This window comes from Alteromonas sp. ABV4_515, from assembly GCF_056160345.1.
In genome coordinates this window covers 31,396-49,587 of the sequence record NZ_JBSWWZ010000011.1, presented here as the reverse complement: position 1 = coordinate 49,587, position 18,192 = coordinate 31,396, and the positions used below count along the sequence as shown (strand labels likewise).

Annotated in this window: 17 protein-coding genes and 1 pseudogene; 9 read left to right on the top strand and 9 right to left on the bottom strand. The window is 40.9% G+C overall.

Translation table 11 applies throughout. The features are described from left to right. Nucleotides 1–1,218 precede the first annotated feature (1,218 nt). From ACXAGX_RS19970 to ACXAGX_RS19960, 3 genes and pseudogenes are all read left to right on the top strand, one after another. Nucleotides 1,219–1,545 (top strand): hypothetical protein, encoded by a 327-nt coding sequence (locus tag ACXAGX_RS19970; protein WP_474840558.1) that lies wholly within the window; start codon nt 1,219–1,221, stop codon nt 1,543–1,545. 100 nt (nt 1,546–1,645) lie between these two features. Further along, nucleotides 1,646–1,993 carry a hypothetical protein gene (locus ACXAGX_RS19965; RefSeq protein ID WP_474840556.1) on the top strand — a complete coding sequence of 116 codons (348 nt, stop codon included), beginning with the start codon at nt 1,646–1,648 and terminating at the stop codon, nt 1,991–1,993. Nucleotides 1,994–2,594: 601 nt separating this feature from the next. Further along, nucleotides 2,595–2,866, top strand: a pseudogene (locus tag ACXAGX_RS19960) (IS66 family transposase); the annotation flags it as partial. Nucleotides 2,867–3,552: 686 nt separating this feature from the next. On the opposite strand, the gene ACXAGX_RS19955 reads toward ACXAGX_RS19960, so the two are convergent. From ACXAGX_RS19955 to ACXAGX_RS19930, 6 genes are all read right to left on the bottom strand, one after another. Then, a complete protein-coding gene (locus tag ACXAGX_RS19955; RefSeq protein WP_474840554.1) occupies nt 3,553–3,894 on the bottom strand; it encodes a hypothetical protein in 342 nt (113 codons plus the stop codon). 146 nt (nt 3,895–4,040) lie between these two features. After that, entirely contained in the window at nt 4,041–4,364 is a 324-nt protein-coding gene (locus ACXAGX_RS19950; RefSeq protein WP_474840552.1) for a hypothetical protein, read from the bottom strand. 34 nt (nt 4,365–4,398) lie between these two features. After that, complete coding sequence (locus ACXAGX_RS19945) at nt 4,399–4,728, bottom strand: hypothetical protein (protein ID WP_474840550.1); 330 nt, start codon at nt 4,726–4,728, stop codon at nt 4,399–4,401. A gap of 375 nt (nt 4,729–5,103) precedes the next feature. Then, complete coding sequence (locus ACXAGX_RS19940; RefSeq protein WP_474840548.1) at nt 5,104–5,406, bottom strand: hypothetical protein; 303 nt, start codon at nt 5,404–5,406, stop codon at nt 5,104–5,106. Nucleotides 5,407–5,705: 299 nt separating this feature from the next. Further along, on the bottom strand, nt 5,706–6,020 hold the full coding sequence (locus ACXAGX_RS19935; RefSeq protein WP_474840546.1) for a hypothetical protein: 315 nt from the start codon (nt 6,018–6,020) through the stop codon (nt 5,706–5,708). A gap of 150 nt (nt 6,021–6,170) precedes the next feature. Beyond that, nucleotides 6,171–6,488, bottom strand: a complete 318-nt coding sequence (locus ACXAGX_RS19930; RefSeq protein ID WP_474840544.1) for a hypothetical protein — start codon at nt 6,486–6,488, stop codon at nt 6,171–6,173. A gap of 102 nt (nt 6,489–6,590) precedes the next feature. Here ACXAGX_RS19930 and ACXAGX_RS19925 point away from each other — a divergent pair, with 102 nt between their 5' ends. Further along, a complete protein-coding gene (locus ACXAGX_RS19925) occupies nt 6,591–6,944 on the top strand; it encodes a hypothetical protein (protein WP_474840542.1) in 354 nt (117 codons plus the stop codon). A gap of 17 nt (nt 6,945–6,961) precedes the next feature. Here ACXAGX_RS19925 and ACXAGX_RS19920 read toward each other — a convergent pair whose 3' ends face one another. Then, complete coding sequence (locus tag ACXAGX_RS19920) at nt 6,962–7,300, bottom strand: hypothetical protein (protein WP_474840540.1); 339 nt, start codon at nt 7,298–7,300, stop codon at nt 6,962–6,964. A gap of 26 nt (nt 7,301–7,326) precedes the next feature. Then, on the bottom strand, nt 7,327–7,659 hold the full coding sequence (locus tag ACXAGX_RS19915) for a hypothetical protein (protein ID WP_474840538.1): 333 nt from the start codon (nt 7,657–7,659) through the stop codon (nt 7,327–7,329). Nucleotides 7,660–7,906: 247 nt separating this feature from the next. Here ACXAGX_RS19915 and ACXAGX_RS19910 point away from each other — a divergent pair, with 247 nt between their 5' ends. The 4 genes from ACXAGX_RS19910 (at nt 7,907) to ACXAGX_RS19895 (ending at nt 16,708) form a co-directional block, all read left to right on the top strand. Next, on the top strand, nt 7,907–8,251 hold the full coding sequence (locus ACXAGX_RS19910) for a hypothetical protein (RefSeq protein WP_474840536.1): 345 nt from the start codon (nt 7,907–7,909) through the stop codon (nt 8,249–8,251). Between the two features lie 86 nt (nt 8,252–8,337). Continuing rightward, nucleotides 8,338–15,318, top strand: a complete 6,981-nt coding sequence (locus tag ACXAGX_RS19905; RefSeq protein WP_474840534.1) for an FG-GAP-like repeat-containing protein — start codon at nt 8,338–8,340, stop codon at nt 15,316–15,318. 33 nt (nt 15,319–15,351) lie between these two features. Next, nucleotides 15,352–15,783 (top strand): hypothetical protein, encoded by a 432-nt coding sequence (locus ACXAGX_RS19900; protein ID WP_474840532.1) that lies wholly within the window; start codon nt 15,352–15,354, stop codon nt 15,781–15,783. A gap of 97 nt (nt 15,784–15,880) precedes the next feature. Next, on the top strand, nt 15,881–16,708 hold the full coding sequence (locus ACXAGX_RS19895) for a heparin lyase I family protein (protein WP_474840530.1): 828 nt from the start codon (nt 15,881–15,883) through the stop codon (nt 16,706–16,708). 174 nt (nt 16,709–16,882) lie between these two features. Here ACXAGX_RS19895 and ACXAGX_RS19890 read toward each other — a convergent pair whose 3' ends face one another. Continuing rightward, nucleotides 16,883–16,975 (bottom strand): integrase core domain-containing protein, encoded by a 93-nt coding sequence (locus tag ACXAGX_RS19890; protein ID WP_474840641.1) that lies wholly within the window; start codon nt 16,973–16,975, stop codon nt 16,883–16,885. Between the two features lie 87 nt (nt 16,976–17,062). Between ACXAGX_RS19890 and ACXAGX_RS19885 the strand changes: the two genes are divergently transcribed. After that, nucleotides 17,063–18,022: an IS30 family transposase gene (locus ACXAGX_RS19885; RefSeq protein WP_474840528.1), complete on the top strand. Its 960-nt coding sequence runs from the start codon at nt 17,063–17,065 to the stop codon at nt 18,020–18,022. The last annotated feature ends 170 nt before the right edge of the window (nt 18,023–18,192 follow it).

Genomic DNA, 18,192 nt, shown 5'->3' with positions numbered 1-18,192 from the left:
TGGAATTCCGCATTAGTAAAATCACTGCGTTTGTAATATTTCATATACCTCTGCTTCATCACCGTATCTAGTCAATTAAGGTTTTCGCTGTAATGTCGAAATGCGAGTCCTGAAAGTGCACCATCAACATGCCCTGGACATAGAAAAAACACTTGACCTTATCAACACCGAAAGGCCCGTGTTCGAAGTGGCAAATACGTTTTACATCAAAATGGTAAAAGTACTCTTCGGAGAGAAATGACATTACGCAACCGTAATCGGCATGGTTTGCAGGACATTGCAATGAAGTGTTTGCGCGGAAATTGTCAATTGCTTATTGCCTCCGCGTCCCAGCCCGACCCGCTAAACGAGTAGTGCTCGTAAGGACACCATTGAAAAAGTTCAGGCTGTGGCTACTGTCTAATGCATAGCACTATGCATCGATTTTAATAAAAAATTACCTAGTTTACATCACTGAATTTCGTGATTAACGCCCTTCATTTGAAACCAACAGTCTGTTCAAGCTGACTGGCGAGCAGTGGTCTGTCGTAACGTAAATAAAAATTGTTGGCTTAAAGGGACTTACTTCGCTCTACTAGTTAATAAGCAGTTTTCCCTGGCCTGCTGGTGGGGGGGGCGAGACACTAACCGTTGTGTTAGTATTTGTTAAATCTACAAATTTCAAGTGAGTGAGTACGGTGTAGATGAAGTATTTATCTGTGTCGTTTCTGGCAACATAATTACCGGCAATTTTCAGTGGTTATAAGAATGAAAGGCTGTCGGAAGACAAATTAACAATCCGCCATCCGTTTTCACCGGTACACGCTTAGCGAAACACCATAACAATTAACATTGACATTTCAACTACGTCGTCGATATAGAATGAGTCCTGCAGATAGCCCTTAAAATATTCATACTGTTGGTAACTCGGAGCAGGGGGATCACCCCAATAATCAGGTGAAATCACTTCTTGAATTAACTTATAAAACGCCGAGTTTATAAATTTCAAGTGATTCTTGTTTTCTTTTTTGCTGCTCCTCGCGCTTATCTTTAATTTTAGTTGCTTTTTCTGAAATTTCATAAACTGAAATAAAGAGGTAAGGGAGGAAATGTAGTGATAAATTTAAGTAGGATGATGATTGGAATTACCTTTGAAGTTAAGTGATGTAGACAAGGATGGTTTTTCGCTGTTTAATAGGTGAAATTAATTTACTGCTAGCTAAGAATATGGAATCTGTTATGCGACTTAAATATATATTTTTAAATCTAATTTTCTTAATTCAGGGCCAGGCAAATGCTGACACTGTGCAAGGTAGAGTAGCTACTATGTGGGTCAACCAGAAAGTATGGTTCCAGTTAGATTCAATGCCTCCTAGAAATGAATTGGAAGTAACTTGCAACGTTACTCGTCGCTATGTGGTTGATGCTACAACTGATAAAGGTAAAGCGATCTATTCTGCTATTTTAACTGCTAAAGCGTCAGGGTTGACTATCCGAGTAGTTGGAAGCGGCAACTGTAATTTCCATAGTGATTCCGAAGGTGTTTCATACATTCAGACACTGTAGTACCTTATATTTAAATAAATTTATATAGATTGATAAAGATGCATGATCTTAGGTAGAACTATTTATTTTCTAAGTTAAAGGCAGCGAGTTGGAGGTTGTTATGAGAAGGATTGTCCTGTTGTTTATTGGAGCTCTTTTTACTCAGGGGGTTAGTGCGGAATATATCGGAGAAAGAACAGTATCAATGATATTTGGTTCATCAACGGTTAAATTTGGAGTAAACAGTGCTCCAGAGGACTCAACATGTGATTATTTTGGGCGGCAGTTTATCTTTGATGCAACGACGGAACGGGATAAAAATATACTTTCAATACTTCTAGCCGCACATATGTCGAAAAAGAAAATCGCTATTTGGTATACGAAGAGTACAGCTTCAGGCAGCGATGAAGCAAATGGATGTAACGTTTCTAATATGGCTAAAGTTAATGAAATTGGTTTTAGCGACTGAGTATTTTCAAAAATAAAGGCGGATAAGCCGCCTTTATTTTTTCTATTGTATAGATTTTAACTTTTTAAAATAAATCAGTTTTGAATTGGGTTGTTTTAATTGTTTTTTAAAAATTATTCCATCCGGATAGTAAACGTAAAATTTAATCCATTTAGCATAAATGACCTGAGCTTGTAACAACCAGGTTTTACTATACCGTTCCATTTTCTTGTAATACCAAATATAGCTAAGCGTCCGTTAATTACCTCGTTCAAAAAGTAACGTCTCTACAGAATTATATCCTTTTACTAAGGAGGTCATGCATTCGATATCAACGACGAGACGTGAATACCTGGTTAGAGCTTCTCGAATGGCAGGAACAAAGTGGACTATTGGCGGTGGCGTTTAGCCGTAAGCATCAGTAAATATTCAGAAACTTTATGCCAGACGCAGTGACATCCGGCTTCAGCGAACTAGTAACAAGTTTGTTCACGTTACGCTCGAAGTCACCACGTTTGAATCCCGTATTGAAGATAGCACGCGGCAACTTTCTCTGGAATGCGCAGCTTAGACATTGTATTTACCAGCCAATATCAGCCTACATTGGCTGGCCTGCCAGATGAAGGTGGATCGTTATACACTCAATGGCCATCTCACCATCGACAACAACCGCGCATAACGAACCATAAAACTGTTCGGTATTGGCAGAAAAAACTAGTTGCTAAGCCAGACAATAACAGGTACTAATACAGGCGCCACTCTTTACAGAATCATCAAAACAGCAAAAGCTAACGACCCAGTGTCTTCGAAAATGTCATGGACTGCCTGGAGCACCTCAGCAAACCTGAAACCGATATCGAGCAACTACTACTATGGCAGTTTGCTATACGTTAGGTGAGATTAGCGGATAATTATTTTGGTCTGATAAAATTCGTTGAAAATTAGTGGCTTTTCAAAGATATTTTTCGAGAAAGATCTCAATGACATAAATTCCGTGAAGTTATGATGTTTCATATAAATAATTTAAGTCATTGGCAAGTTTCACTACTACAATGCTAGGCCGATTGTTAGCACACGACCCACTATATATCACGAATTTAACAGGGGTTTTAGTTGTAAAAGCGGTAAGAAGCATACTCTTAGATATTTCAGATGCATTTGCTGAAAGAGAATATGAACCGTTATATGTACAATTGGTAGGTTTTTTTTTGTCAATTCCGTAGTCCAAACGTATAGTCCATTGTGCGAGGCCAAATTTCGAATTTCACTTACATTAAGTGCACTTGTCTCTTGATTTGCTAATGTTATGACAAAATTTTAGTTTGATAAAGTGCTTAATAAATTAGGAGAAAAAATCAATTACCACAATTGGCTTAGACATCTCGCGGTCTTTGGATTGGCGTTTTACACACTTAGCTTGATAAAATTATTGGAACCATGTTTGCGTATTGCAATAATAAAACATTAAATTTAATCGAATTTCCCGTGACCTCTCCCCCCTAAAAAATAAAACTATTATATTAATGAGATCTCCAATATACTGAAAAAAATGGACATCTCAATGTAGATCTTTTCTAAAATTATTTTCTGACGCGCACATATCGAATAGGGAAATGATCATGGTTATCAGAACATTTTGTTACTGTTTCATTGCTGACAAACTCAATAACAACGTTTTCTTCTGCCATGAAAGCAGATAGAAGCATAGAAAACTGTCGTTCATGCATTTCACTAAGTCCTGAATCTCCATAATTTAAACTAGCCCATCCCTGCATATTTTCGATTCTAACTTGGGTTTCTTCTGGTGTCGCTCGGGTAATAATGTCAATTACTTTTCCTGTACAATAATGAAACGAAGCTTCGCTTGGGGAAGCAAATAAGTAAAAGAGAGTGGTAAGAGATACTAACGTTAGCTTGGACATAAAGTTCCTAAATTAGAGTTGTTTAATTTATTTCATTCTAGTAGGTGTGTGGTTAGAGAGTTTTGTTATTGGTATTAGTGAGTTGCACTTCGGCGATTAATCATCGCTTTCATAGAATTCGATTATATACTATTTGTGTATTTAGACTAATTGCTTTTTATTTTTACATAGTTAAGCTTGCAAGCGCCATTGTATTTAGTACGATTCGCATCAAACTGGACACATACAGGTAAACTTGTTGCTAAGGCTGTTAAAAAGATACTTTGCACAGCTGCTTTATTATTGCTGTCTTGCGGTACCCAAAATCCAGCGCAATTATCTGGATTATTTTGCAAAATAAACCGTAATCCATACTGGTCGCCACCGTTCGGCCAAGCTACAATTTCTTTTACAGATGAACACTTCGTTTCCCAATCTGCGTGCGAAGAAAAACAAAGAAAAAGTAATGGTATCAAGGTAAGAAGTCTCATTAAATAATCCTTATAGACATATTTTGATTTTCATTTATTTTTTTATGTAGAAGGTTTCAATTATAGGATTGTTATATAAACATCGGGCGGAGCTAGAGCTATCATAGCCTAAACTTACTGTTTTTGAGCTCGCAAGTGCAGTTAGTGCTGCAGAATATACTTCTTTTGCCACAAGGCTATCAATAGCTATTCTAACCTGATATTTTTTACCACAAACAGTTCCTGAAATATTTGGTGTGACAGTGATGTAAACCGTTTTTGTGTTTTCACTAACCCCTACTCCGGTTATTTCCACATCCTGGTTAGCAGAAAAGGCATCTAGAGAAAATGCCATAATGAACAAACAAAAAAAATTTTTTAACATTCAACTACTCCTTCTTATTAGTGGTACGAATTAATCTTTTTTTGTAAATCTAAGTTCCTTTAATCCTTAATCCGTAGCTGCAATTATAAACACAGCTTGTCACAATAAAATTTCCTTAAACAAAATTCAAAACTCAAAGCAGAGACGAACGTCAGCTCCTCCATTTGGATTTGCTTTTATACGTTTTTACATCAGAGCACTATCGGTATTCTTTCTTTACTAATACCTCTTTTTTCAACGCTTGCTAGCGCTAATGCCTTATCTGAAATTATTGCTTTAAATTTTCTATCGCTATTCTATCTTTCGCGTAAGTTAGTATAGTTGCCGATTAGCTTTATAAAATTGAACTAAGGTTTACCTAGAAAATGCTAAAAATCATGACTGTATACGGATATACATTGGAATGTGATAGTTTTCAATTTCTGAACACTGAACGTTATCATTCAATCTAACATAAATATTTGCTTTGGCAGCATAGGCCATCAAAACCAATGATTCACTTTTTTCTGTTTTTGCGCAAATCCACGCGTTTTCATTTGTAGAAACTTTATAAGCGATAAGCCCCGAGCATTGTTTAGGCCAGTCCAAAATTGAAATTACAGTGCCTTCACAACTAGGAGCTGCGGTAGCTGACGTAGATACTAAGATGAGAAGCAATATGCTTAAATAGTTTTTCATAAAAAAATCCTTTTTGTGAATTAGTTTGTCGATACGAATATTTTGAGAACGAAGTATCCAAAATATTCGATATTGCAAAAAACACTTTATTATATTTCAATTGAGTAAACTTTTTTGACTCCAGTGTTCCGCAACCCCAACTGGTTAAGTGACGTAATTTTACTTCCTAATTTTGAGCTTGAGCTGCCGTCAATTTTTATTTTATAAATCCTTCATTGCTCATACACATCGGACTTAGATGGGCAGGGTGAAAGATAAATCACTAAGCTAAATAAATAGTACGTTTCATTTCCGCCTCATCATTTAACGATTGCAATATCTTTTGAATTTACGTGGGGCCAGGGGGATGTTTTGCACTCAATATACCTAAATTTTAATCTGTAACCGCTCGCCATTGCCATCATGGCCATACTGAGCGCATCTTTTTCGAGCTCATCAGATTCATCTACGACGGCTTTTTTTGCATTGCAGCCAATCTCTTCTTCAAAGTCTATAATCACAGAGCCTACACGTCTTATTTCTTTCACTATTCCTGGAGTTGAGTCAGCGGCATTTACAGTAAGATTTGCCATCAAAAGAGAAACTAATAATGCAAGCTGTATTAGTTTTTTCATCGCTAATTGTTCCTTAAATAAACAAATGGTGAACCTTCTCTATAGGGCCAGCCTCGGTTTCGAAAAATTTTCCAGTTGCTGCACCAACCATGGCGTTTAAAGTTGCAAAACAGGTGAGAACACTTATGATAAATTTCATAAAACTCAAAACTAGTCTTTATAAATTCTAATATAATTAACTTGCGGTTCTGTTCCGCATCCGGTGGTTACATTCTCGTCGTACCAGATTTGTACATCGGCGTTTGTAGTCAGGGCGGCGAGAACAACACTTGAGATATCACTTCCATCAATGCGTTTAATTCTGAATCGATGCGTCGTGTTCGTGTTGTTTTCTTTAAATCCGATAGTTCGGCAGTGGGGCGCAATGTGGCCTTCGGTAAACTGGATTTTACCTTTTTCGGTGCTTTGAACGGCCGCGTGTGCGGTAGACAGAAATGTCAGACTAATGAAGATATAAACTAATTTCACGGGCGTAATCCTTGCCTCTTTTTAATCCGTTAATTTTATGTTGCTATATTGGATGCTTCTACGCAACCTATTTATTCTCAAACTTTAGCCGAATGCAAAATTATGAATTACTTAAAACTTCTTTTTGCTTGTTCTCTGTTTTCAGCTGGATTTTCCGCTCTGGCCACGTATAACGTAAACGCCTGTGATACCACTATCACTCGCGTCACCGCAACATCTCAAGGTGGCGGGAGGGTATTAATCATCCCCAACGAAGCGAGTCTTTCTAATCTTAACTGCACACCACCGGAAGGCAGATATGTGACACTCGCCAAAAGTCACCCGTTATTTTCAGAAATCTATTCCATGGCGCTGACCGCAGTGACAACCAATGCCGAAGTGAGATTGCGAATCCATGAAGACACAGCACTGTGCGAAATTAATTACATGTGGATAAAATCAAGTTCTGATAATTAAAACGCTTCTTACTCTCATCAGAAGTTTGCCTCTTGAAGTGATAGGAAATCGAGTTCACAGGTGTCGTCGCTGGAATGTGCCCTAACTTTCAACCCGGTTGTATAAGCGGTCAGAGCAATACTCGTGACCTGAGTAATAAACGCTTCTGAATGCTGGGAATAGGTCAGGGTGGCAACACCATTGCAACCCTCGACCTGCTTGAGAGTGGCGTTTTCGGAGAAATACAGTTTAAGTACCTTGTTGTTTGAAAAGTCATAGGTTTTAATGCCCCTAAGTTTCCCAAATGCAATGGTGTCAGCCGTTGCGTTACTGATGCTCAAAAAGGCAAGAGTAAATAGTAGCGATAAAAATTTCATGCACATTCCTGTGTACTTTTGGTAACTCAGAAAGTTCCTATCAATTTGCAAGTTGTCGTCGCATGGCGACGGGCCTTACGACTCGGACTCGCGACGTTATAAACAATATCAAACTGTTTCTCAGCCATATAGAGCGCGAGCACAGCGGCGAATAAATCTGTATCTTCAAAATCGATATAAAGCCGGTTAGCACTGCAAGTTTCAGGTAATTCTTTATCAATTTTGATGAGATGGGCTGTGCTACCGGCTTTACTCTGAGCATAGACTTTCTGAATATTAACACCATACATGACAGTATCCGCATTGGCGCTGAATGCGAATAGCATTGCAATTGGGACGAGTATTAGACGGTGCTTCATCTGTACTTTGTTCTCCTGTTAGTGATGTTTTTTTATTTATCGTTAGCACAGGCTTGCCGACATGTCATGTTTAATTTTCATTAGGCAGTTATTTAAAGTTAAGCTGAGAACGCGCTTTTAAAATCCTTAATTAAATGTTAAGACTATAATGAACTTCAGGTCTGGATGACTTGACAGGGAAGATTACTAAACTTCTTTGAAAATAAACTAATAACAATAAGCGTAGCTATCAGCAATGGAATGTTAAATGAACAGATTATTACTTACTATTTTCTTCTGCATACCTAGTCTCGTCCTCACGCATTCCTCTTTTGCAGAATCACAGCAAATCCCGACTGACAGAAAAATTCACCGAATGAGCACTTATGGAAACCAGGCATTCATTTTTTTCTCACCTGAATATGCAATGGCACAGGGTTGTGGTTCTCCACGAAAAGATGTTGTCGCTATCACACTGAGCGACACTGAAGGAAAAGAGATGTACAGCGTAGCCTTACTCGCAGCTACGCAAGGATTAGATGTTGGATTTGGTGTTGGTGGTTGTCTTCAGGAGAACGTGAAGGCCTATCGAATCGATGTCAATTTTAATTGAGTTTGCAAGCCATCAATGCCTGCTCTGAAATGATTACCCCTCAAAATTAAATAACGAATAACCAAGCTATTAGCAACGGAAAGCTTATGTCAGACTTTACTACGCTCAACATAAAAAAACTCGTCAGTCTTTGTTTCGGATTTGCGTTGATTTTTCTTAGTTCTTCTGCATTTGCATTGGATGAATCCTACGAGGTTTATGAAAAGGATGGCGACTACTATCTGAAAACAGACCCTAACTGGATACCTATCGCAGGGAGTGTCTTTATTGTCGTGCCGACTTATGCAGAGGGCGAAATCCTTAAGCTTGTTAAAGAGGGTGGGCTCTGGAGTGTAGAGGAGATAACAGCCAACGAGTTCAGCTCTATATCACCAGCGTTAGTTGAGGACGCAGTGGTAAGCTACACCGATTTGGACGGAAATGGTTTGGCTGACATAAGTGTAACACTCGGGAGTGCAGCGGGAGATGAGCTTGTTCAGTTGATAGCAAATTCGGGGGGCGGTAGTTTTTATGCCAGAAATGAAGCGCCCTCAGTTGAAACACCCGTTGCGCCGTCATTAGCGGGATTACCTCCTCAGGACAATGCATCTGCCCGAGTCGGGACTTTGGCCGGCGAATTTCGTGTGGATGAATCAGGCTCTGCAACGTATCAAATTCCTATTGATATTATCGCAGGACCTGGTGGTATCAAACCTCAAGTATTGGTTAGTTACAATTCGACTTCGGGTCATTCTAATATGGGAATTGGCTGGAGTTTGAATGCGACATCCGTGATTTCAAGATGCCGACAGACATTCGAAACTGACGGAATTGACCTTACCATCTCTGGTGATATCGAAGATAGATTTTGTCTTAATGGTCAACGGTTAATATTAGTATCTGGTCAATATGGTCAAAGCGGTAGTGAGTACCGGACTGAAATTGACTCGCAAACCCGAATTTCCGCATCCGGAACGAGTGGGAATGGCCCGTTGAGTTTCACTGTTGAGCAAGCGGATGGTTCTACATCATACTACGGAAGCGATGCGAAAAGTCGATTGAAGAAATCTGACCAAACGGTCCTTTTCTGGTACTTATCCAAAATAGAAGATAACGTTGGAAATATTATTCAATATGACTATTACAATGGTGAGTTTGGGGTAAATGAGGTAGCTGTTAAGGAAATAACTACTGGGTCATCAACGATTGAGTTTCTCTATGATTCTAACCCCAGCAACCCAAGTATCCTTCCACGAAGCTTTTATGTATCTGATACCAATTTACAGCAGACGGCTAGACTTGATGAAATCAAGCTTTATCAGGATACAGTATCCTATGGTAATTATATTTTTTCATATGAAGTGGCAACTGAGGCTGTTTTTGACAGCGATAACAATGCTCCTTTGAGATTGGCTTCTATAGAAAATTGCGACGGCGGTTCAATATGTAAAGAGCCTATTAGCTTCAACTGGAGTTCATCTACGTTAAGGAATACTGTGTGGTATGCCGATGAAGTCGATTACAGTTCCTTAGCAGGAGAATACTACAGAAGTATTCCAGTTGATGTTAATGCGGATGGTTTTGATGATGTTATTCTAGTTATGAAGTCTGGAGACACATTTAAGGTATACATATCATACAATGAAGAGGGAGCTTCCTTTACAACTCCTCAGAATCTAACTCAATCTGTAAATACAAACAATTCGTTTGAAATGTTTCCTCTAGATATTGATGCGGATGGCCAGGTGGAACTTGTTATTCCCTACGGTTACAGCTCAGGCACCCCGGCATGGTATTACTATGATTTCTCCTCTCGGAGACTGCATGCTCTCGGGCACGATGTTGACAGAACGGCTGTTTACAATAAATGGATGGATGTCAATGCGGATGGATTTCCTGATCTTATATATGAAAATCAAACTCTCGGTTCGCTAACTTTATATATAAATGACAATGGAACACTGTCTGCGCCATATGAAGTAGACACGCGAGAACGCCTATTCACATGTGATGATGAACACCCCATAGGTAAAAAGCAAATAATCCTTGAGAAAAATAGCATTGTCGCAGACTTTAACGGTGATGGTAGGGGAGACGTTACGGCAAAAATTGTCTACTCATGCACAAAAGCGCGAGGCGCTACAATACAAACCCAATTCTGGAATGCTTTTAATTTTATTTTAAATGAGACTACAAACGCTTACGAATTAGCCGCACTTTTAGATGAAAATAGTCAAATACCATTAAGTAGCGGTTATGAAGTGAAGACCGTATATGGTGACTTTAATGGTGATGGCCTTACTGATATTTTAGTTAAGAATGGCTACAACGGTAGTGACGGGTGGAATTTATATCAAAGCCACAGTAGCACTATAGAACTCGTCGACTCACAAGTTTTAAAATATGATAACGGGTCAATTGTCAAAGGCGATGAAATTGTTAATACGTCGGTTATAGATGTCAACCAGGACGGATTAGGTGATATTGTTTATCAAAAGAAGTCTGATGGCGATTGGTATTATCATCTGTTCGATGGAAGCATATTTCAAACGCCAGTGAAACTTTACAGTGCACTGTATGATGAATATCGCTACGTTTCTTATCTGGCAAATTTCGATGGTGATTCTGATTTAGATTTCATGCGGGCTGATATTCAGTCAGAAACAATCAGACCTTATTATGGCACTTCTGGGGCACTCAACAATCGAAACTTGTTAAGGAGTATCGATTATGGTTATGGGCTTTCTACAACGATATCATACAAGAGATTAAACGACCCTAGTGTGTATACAAAAGGAACTGGCGCATCTGATTTTATCTATGGTGCCGGTTCACCAGTCTTTGATTTAATTAGTTCAGCCTTAGTTGTCAGTGAGGTTCTTTCATCAGCCCCTGGCTACGCAGGCACGGTTTACGAATCAGATAACACACTATCGGTTGAGTACTTTTATGAAGGCTTGCGCGCTCAGGCTGGCGGTCGCGGCATGCTGGGCTTCGAGAAGCTGACGACCTATGACCCGCAAACCGACGTGACGTCAGAAACACGCTATCGTCAGGACTTTCCTTTTACGGGGATGCCGCTGGCCAGCGTCAGTTACATGGGCGCGCCGGATAATGGCCTGGACGAGGATGGCGACAAGCTGGTCCCTGATTCCATCACGTTAAGTTATGCAAAGAGCACGTACGATAAGAAGACCTTTAAAGGCGGCCGCGTTGTTTATCCCTACCTGACTAAGAGTGAAGATTACAGTTACGCTTTGAATGATGCCGGCACCAGTAGCTTTGAAATAGCTCATACAGTGACGGATAACACTTATCAAACGTACAGTGACAATCATGCCAACCTGACGAAAGTCACCGTTAAAACTTATGATTCTAATAGCACACAGAAGGGCAGCGTAGTTACCACAAATAGCTACGGTTCAGAGAGTGTTGCTGATTGGTGGCTTGGACGTGTCACGTCGACTTCTGTTACGCACAGCAAAGCGGATAGCTTCCCGAATAATAATATTACGCGACAGTCAAGTTTTGATTATTACTCCAGCGGTGCATTTGCTGGCATGCTGGAGTATGAACGAATATCCGGACCGAATAACGCATCGAGCCTGTCAACACGCTACTGTTATGACAGTTTTGGTAATGTTAAGCAGAAAATTCAATTTGACGGAATGGGTACCAAAGATTGCTCTGCAAGTGATGTAGATACAGATACAACATTAACTACGGTTTTCCGACGTGAGTGGCAAATTTATGACGGCAATGGTCAGTTTGTTGATGAAAGTGGTAACGATAAGTTCACGCTCAATACCGTTGTTGACAGAAATGCCGCGGGGCAGGTGACGAAGTCAACGGATATAAACGGGGTTGTTTCGCGGTTTGCTTACGATTCATTTGGGGTTCTGTATGCCCAAAGTAATAGTGCCGGAGGCTATACCCGGGTTCACCGTCGTTTGGCAAGTAACCTGTGGGGCGGTACGCCGGCTATCAGCGAGCCGTTTGAATATGCTGAGCGGACACTGACCGCGGGCGCTCCTTCTATATATAAATATTATGACCAGATGGGGCGACAGGTAGCGACGGTTAAGCAAGGTTTTGATTCTAACGAATGGATCCACCAATATGTTCGGTACGACAGCTATGGCCGTGCTGTCAGCCAGACTATTCCGATTAAAGTCTCTGGACTTAGCAGCGCCGTGTTCAGTTGGAATCTTGAGGCGACGAACACGGAATACGATGTGTTCGGCCGTATTAAGTCTGTTACCAGTGCCGATGGCTCCGTGTCTGAAATTACCTACAATGGCCTGACAACAGAGACCTCTGTGACGTTCGATTCCCTTAATCAGGGTATGAAAACACAGGCTAAAACAGAGACGAAGGACGTTTTAGGGCAAACGGTGGCTGTTAATGACGGTGTCAATCCTCTGACCTATTCTTATGACGCCACAGGAAACCTCACGAAAGTTAAAGATACTTCTGACGTGCTGGTCGTCAACACTTACAACAGTCTGGGTCAGAAGGAGCGGATGGATGACGTTGACAAGGGCACATGGACCTACGAATATAATGCTTTGGGTGAACTGATTAAACAGACCAGTGCAAACCAGGTCGTCACAGAGTTCTATCGTGACAGTATCGGCCGGACCGTTTTCCGTAAGCAGGGCGGTGAGGTGACGTATTATGCATTCGATAACCATCAACTTGAGAAAGAATGTGTAACAACCAGTTCAACTATTGACAGTACGAGCTGTAATTCAGCTGCAATCCCAGAAAAAAACTATTACTACGATACGTTCGGCAGAGTAGAGCAGACCATCACGATTGTTGATGACCAGTTCTTCTTCGATTCAGTGACCTACGACCAGTATGGCAGAACGTTCCAGCAATTTGATGCCAGTGGGTCATTCCAGGGCACTCGCAATCATTACAATGCCCAGGGGTATCTCTTTAAAGTTTCTGAGGCGAGAAGCAGCGGTGGAGGTAATCCGCTTGTCTATCAGGAAATTGAGTCCATGGATGCTTACGGTAACGTCACATCCTTTAAACTCAACAATGGCAAAACGGTGACCAGTAAGCTGTATGACAGCAAAACCGGCTATCTCACTGACATTCTGACGAGTGTCAACGGGTCCGGACTGCTGCAGGATAATCACTATGAGTTTGACGCCATTGGAAACTTAAGAAGTCGTACCCGGGACACTCTGAAAAGTACATCGGCTTACCATGAGGAAGCCTTTAAGTACGACAGCTTGAATCGACTGACGCACATTAATAATGTCGAGCAAGTGCGGTACTTCGATAACGGTAATATCAAATGGAAACGAGGAATTGGCTACTATTGTTATGCAGGCTCAGGCCCACATGCCGTAAGCGGTATAGGAAGTTCAGCAAACTGTTCGAACAATACTTACGATTATGACAACAACGGCAATATGCTCACTGGCCGGGGTCGCGACATCGATTACAGTTATTTTGATAAACCGCTGTCCATTGAAGCCGCGGGGGAAACGACGACTTTTGCTTATGATACAGCACGGCGCCGGTTTAAGCGTGAGACCACCAATGATGGCGAAGTCACTACGACATACTATGCCGGTAACGTTGAAAAAATCTACATTAACGGTCAGTACAACAAGACCATCCGGTATATTCCGGGTGGGATGAGTACAACGTACAGCACCGGTATCACCAAGCGACATTATGCGCTCAAAGACCACCTGGGCAGCACGGACACACTGGTAGATGAAAACGGCAAAATCGTTGATAAGCTTTACTTCGACGCATGGGGCAAACAGCGGTCAATCAATAAGAGCGACTGGGAGCCGACCACGCAGAGCCTGGCGGCCCCGTCACTGATTTCAGCGCTGGATATTACGCAGCGAGGTTTCACTGGTCATGAAGGGATAGTGCATGCAGGGATTATCCATATGAATGGTCGGATCTATGATCCAACCTTGGGTAGGTTCTTGCAGGCTGATCCGTTTATCCAGGCCCCTCAAAACAGCCAGAGTTATAATCGCTATTCTTACGTGTTGAATAACCCATTGAGTTACACCGATCCTTCAGGTTATTTTATTGACAAAATATTCAAAGGTTTCAATAAACTGCTGGGTGACTTTGCACCATTTGTTGCAGTGGCACTAATGTTTATACCCGGTGTTGGGCAATGGGCTGCCGCTAGCATGTGGAATGCAGCTGTTGTAGGATTTGCCGCTGGCGGTATAGCCAGCGGAAGTTTGAAGGGAGCTTTAATAGGAGCATTTACTGGCGCTGCATTCCAACAAATAGGTCAGCATTTCAATACCAAGGGGATATTCAATAAAACTGGAAATCGATATGGGTATACTCTTTCTGGCGACAAGTTGCATAGTTTCGGTGGTAATTTACTGACATCGGGACAGATAACCCAACAAATAGCATCTCATGCTGTTGTCGGTGGTATTGCTGCCGAGCTAGCAGGTGGTAAATTTGGGCACGGCTTCTTTAGTGCTGGTGTTACTAAAGGAATTGGTGGCGCATATCTACCCGGAGGTTCAGACTTGACCAGTGGAGAAATCGCAAAAGGGACTGTTGTATCTGCTGTTATCGGAGGTACTGCCTCGGTAATCTCTGGAGGTAAATTTGCAAATGGCGCTCAGACAGGGGCATTCCAGTTTTTGTTTAATCAAGCTCAAAAATTTCGATTCAAAATGCAGAGCGGATCTAGAAAACTTATGGCGGTTGACGTAAGTAGAACTTTTCCTAAAGAAGAGTTCGGTGAAACTGAATCTATCGGGCCATTTAGTGCAGCAGCAAAAGTGATAACTCCTGATATTGAGCTTATTTCCGATAATTCTTATCTAAGATCACTTGGTCGAGCATCAACTATCGTCAAGTTTATGGATGGGATAGGTACTATTGATGTGACGATGGTTGAAACTGTAGAGTATGCAGAAAATAGATATCGTTATACTTTCGATAAAATCGATATAAATACCAATCAAGTGATAGGTGTAGACTATCAATTTACAACGGAAATTGATTATTCACAGCGATTTGTCATAGATAGTAAATTAGAATTTTCTAATGCTAGATATTGGTGGCAAAATTAGAAAATATGTTGTAAAAATTAATTAGAGATAATCATGTTGAATAAAAATTTAATTTTTTTTTCATTGGGAGCAATTTTAGCATCAGGAATAACATCCACTTATTTTAAGGTTGTTTCAGATCCGCAAAGTGCTCTTATCCTAGTTCACAAAAGCTGGAAAAAGTGTGTTGAGGGTATTCTAGAGTATAAAGGGAGTGTTAACAAAGTCTCAAGGATTTCATTTCCTAGTATCTTTAGCGATTGGACCGTGATGGAAATAGTTCCAAGTGAAAAGTATATTGATTTAGAAAAAAACTATTCAACCTGTCTTTTAAATGGGTATATGGACACTTCAATTAATGATCCATCCTTAGAAGAAAAGATAGGTTATTATGACAAATTATATGATGGTAAAATTTATATTCACCATAGTCCTCTAAATAGACAAGTGAGAATTTATTTCGAAAGTAGAAATGGTTATAAATAGCGAGGCCGCTTTCAAAATACTATACCTAACTAAACGAGTTTATTAAATTTAAAATAAAATAGAGTTACTAATCATTAATATTAAAAGGAATTTAAAATTGAAGTTAAATAATAAGTTTTATCAAGTCTTTGCTTTACTATTTTGCGTATCATCTTCGTTTTCTAATGCTGCAACTTATTACAAAATCACCGCAGAAGATGCGGAAGGTGCAATGATCAGAAACCCCGCGAACTGCGATGGTGACATATCAGATGGCAATGGCGATCTGATAGAAGCCGGGTATTTGTACAGAGGTAAATGCGACGGTGCCGGAAAATCGCCAGAGATTGCTGGAACGCATGAATATCAAAAATATATTAAATTTTCTACCGATCCTGCTGTTACACATTCAGGCAATGATAGAACAGAACTCGCGATAACAGACCGTTTTTTCCCGTTCAACGAAAACGTATACATTGGCTTTAGAATGATGATCCCCAGTGATGTAGACATCTCCGATAAATCATATTATCTCATGCAACTCTGGCAGTGTTCCCCACAATCCCCGATTGCGGGTATCCGAGTGAACAATGGATATAGCCATAAAATTAACTTTATGACTCGTCGTGATAGCGGCAACGGTGCCAGTTTCGTGTCACATGATCTATTGCCTAATGTGTGGCATGACTTTGTATTTAAAGTTAACGTTGACCCAACAGGTCAAGGCAGTGCTACTGTTTGGAAGGATGAAAATGGTACGCCAGCTAGCTTTGCTGGAGCTTTCGGATTTTATACTGACGGCAAATGTGACGGTGGCGGCGAGCCTAGACAGGGGTTTCGTTTGAAGCTCGGGATTTACAAAGGTAATGAACCTGGAAAGTATTTTGAAGTTCAATACGATGATATTAGAGTTGGAAACTACTATAGTTCGGTTAAACCCTGGTAAAATCTTGGTCGCCAGTTAGCCGTTTGACTGATAAAGTTTCACAGTGATACCTTCGATGGAGTTTTCTATCTGTCATTGCGATTTTTTAAAGTGTACTAGTGTGGTTACTACTGGATACTGATGGTTTGACCTTCCCCCTGAATTAGCACCAATCTCTCGATGAGATTTTTCATATTATGCTGCCCGTTTTGCACACTCAACAGGCGGCAGGTAATTCAGTGATCTATGTGGTCGAACGTTATTGTAATGTTCGCGCCATGGCCGAATTCATATACTAACTGCACCGGGCCCAAAAATTAAAACGGTGAGCTATCGTTACTTCTCCATTTTCTTTCCGGCAAGAAGGTAAATGTCATGAAGTATCAACAGCTCACCGAGAATGAAAGGTATATGTTGTCTGCGCTCAGAAAGCAAGGATTGACTGTACCGGATATTGCGGCTGCACTATCAAGACACCGTTCAACTATCTGGCGTGAAGTAAAAAGAAATTCCTGCTGGGGAATTGATGGCGCGTATCGTCCTGCTATCGCCCAGCGGCGGACGCGCGTCAGACGAAGAAAGAGCCGCAAAGGTATCAAGCTCCAAGAATCTGATTTTACCCTAGTGAAGGTATTACTGCGTCATGAATGGAGCCCTGAGCAGATATCAGGGTTCATGAAACGACACGGTCATAAATGCGTTAGTCACGAAAGCATTTACCAGTATATCTGGCGTGACAAAGCTGCAGGCGGCGCGCTTTGGCAGAACCTCAGGCAGTCTCCCAAGCGAAGAAGAAAACGTTACAAAGCCTATGACAGCCGAGGCCGACTGGCTGATAAACGCCATATCACAGAACGTCCATCTTCGGTGGAAGACCGAGAGGAAGTGGGACATTGGGAGATAGATACGGTCATCGGTCACGGCTCGAAAGACTGCATAGTAACACTGGTGGAACGGGCTACAGGTTACCTGCTCATTGGAAAACTACCCGACCGAACAACAGCTTCGCTAAACAAGGTGACGATAAAGCTGATTAAGAATAGTCCTCTTCCGGTAAAAACAATTACTGCGGATAACGGTACCGAATTTCACCAATACAAAGAAATAGAAAAACGGACCGGTACATTGTTTTACTTCGCTACGCCCCACCACTCCTGGGAGCGAGGAAGCAATGAAAATGCGAACGGTTTAATCAGACAATATATCCCAAAGCGAACATCCATGAAGGAACTGACTCAGGAAGGATGTACTGCAATAGAAAGGCGGCTTAACAGCCGCCCAAGAAAACGATATGGCTTTAAATCGCCGTGGGAGATGAAGAATGAGCATGTATGATCAATGTTGCACTTGGAAGTTGATACTAGGCCGCTTCAATTTTGAATTCATCTGGATAGCGTTTACCGCTCATATACACCTCTCTTTTCAGTTAGTTTATCTAACTGAGAGGCGTCTAGGAAATTAGTGGCGATTCATCAGGACTGAAATTTGTACCTTTCTCCTTTGCC

Excerpts from the sequence above, each read along its gene's own strand:
- ACXAGX_RS19905 (WP_474840534.1), top strand. The coding sequence starts at position 8,338 with ATGTCAGACTTTACTACGCTCAACATAAAAAAACTCGTCAGTCTTTGT.
- ACXAGX_RS19920 (WP_474840540.1), bottom strand. The coding sequence starts at position 7,300 with ATGAAATTTTTATCGCTACTATTTACTCTTGCCTTTTTGAGCATCAGT.
- ACXAGX_RS19925 (WP_474840542.1), top strand. The coding sequence starts at position 6,591 with ATGAATTACTTAAAACTTCTTTTTGCTTGTTCTCTGTTTTCAGCTGGA.
- ACXAGX_RS19965 (WP_474840556.1), top strand. The coding sequence starts at position 1,646 with ATGAGAAGGATTGTCCTGTTGTTTATTGGAGCTCTTTTTACTCAGGGG.
- ACXAGX_RS19940 (WP_474840548.1), bottom strand. The coding sequence starts at position 5,406 with ATGAAAAACTATTTAAGCATATTGCTTCTCATCTTAGTATCTACGTCA.
- ACXAGX_RS19970 (WP_474840558.1), top strand. The coding sequence starts at position 1,219 with ATGCGACTTAAATATATATTTTTAAATCTAATTTTCTTAATTCAGGGC.
- ACXAGX_RS19885 (WP_474840528.1), top strand. The coding sequence starts at position 17,063 with ATGAAGTATCAACAGCTCACCGAGAATGAAAGGTATATGTTGTCTGCG.
- ACXAGX_RS19950 (WP_474840552.1), bottom strand. The coding sequence starts at position 4,364 with ATGAGACTTCTTACCTTGATACCATTACTTTTTCTTTGTTTTTCTTCG.
- ACXAGX_RS19945 (WP_474840550.1), bottom strand. The coding sequence starts at position 4,728 with ATGTTAAAAAATTTTTTTTGTTTGTTCATTATGGCATTTTCTCTAGAT.
- ACXAGX_RS19900 (WP_474840532.1), top strand. The coding sequence starts at position 15,352 with ATGTTGAATAAAAATTTAATTTTTTTTTCATTGGGAGCAATTTTAGCA.
- ACXAGX_RS19955 (WP_474840554.1), bottom strand. The coding sequence starts at position 3,894 with ATGTCCAAGCTAACGTTAGTATCTCTTACCACTCTCTTTTACTTATTT.
- ACXAGX_RS19935 (WP_474840546.1), bottom strand. The coding sequence starts at position 6,020 with ATGAAAAAACTAATACAGCTTGCATTATTAGTTTCTCTTTTGATGGCA.
- ACXAGX_RS19910 (WP_474840536.1), top strand. The coding sequence starts at position 7,907 with ATGAACAGATTATTACTTACTATTTTCTTCTGCATACCTAGTCTCGTC.
- ACXAGX_RS19915 (WP_474840538.1), bottom strand. The coding sequence starts at position 7,659 with ATGAAGCACCGTCTAATACTCGTCCCAATTGCAATGCTATTCGCATTC.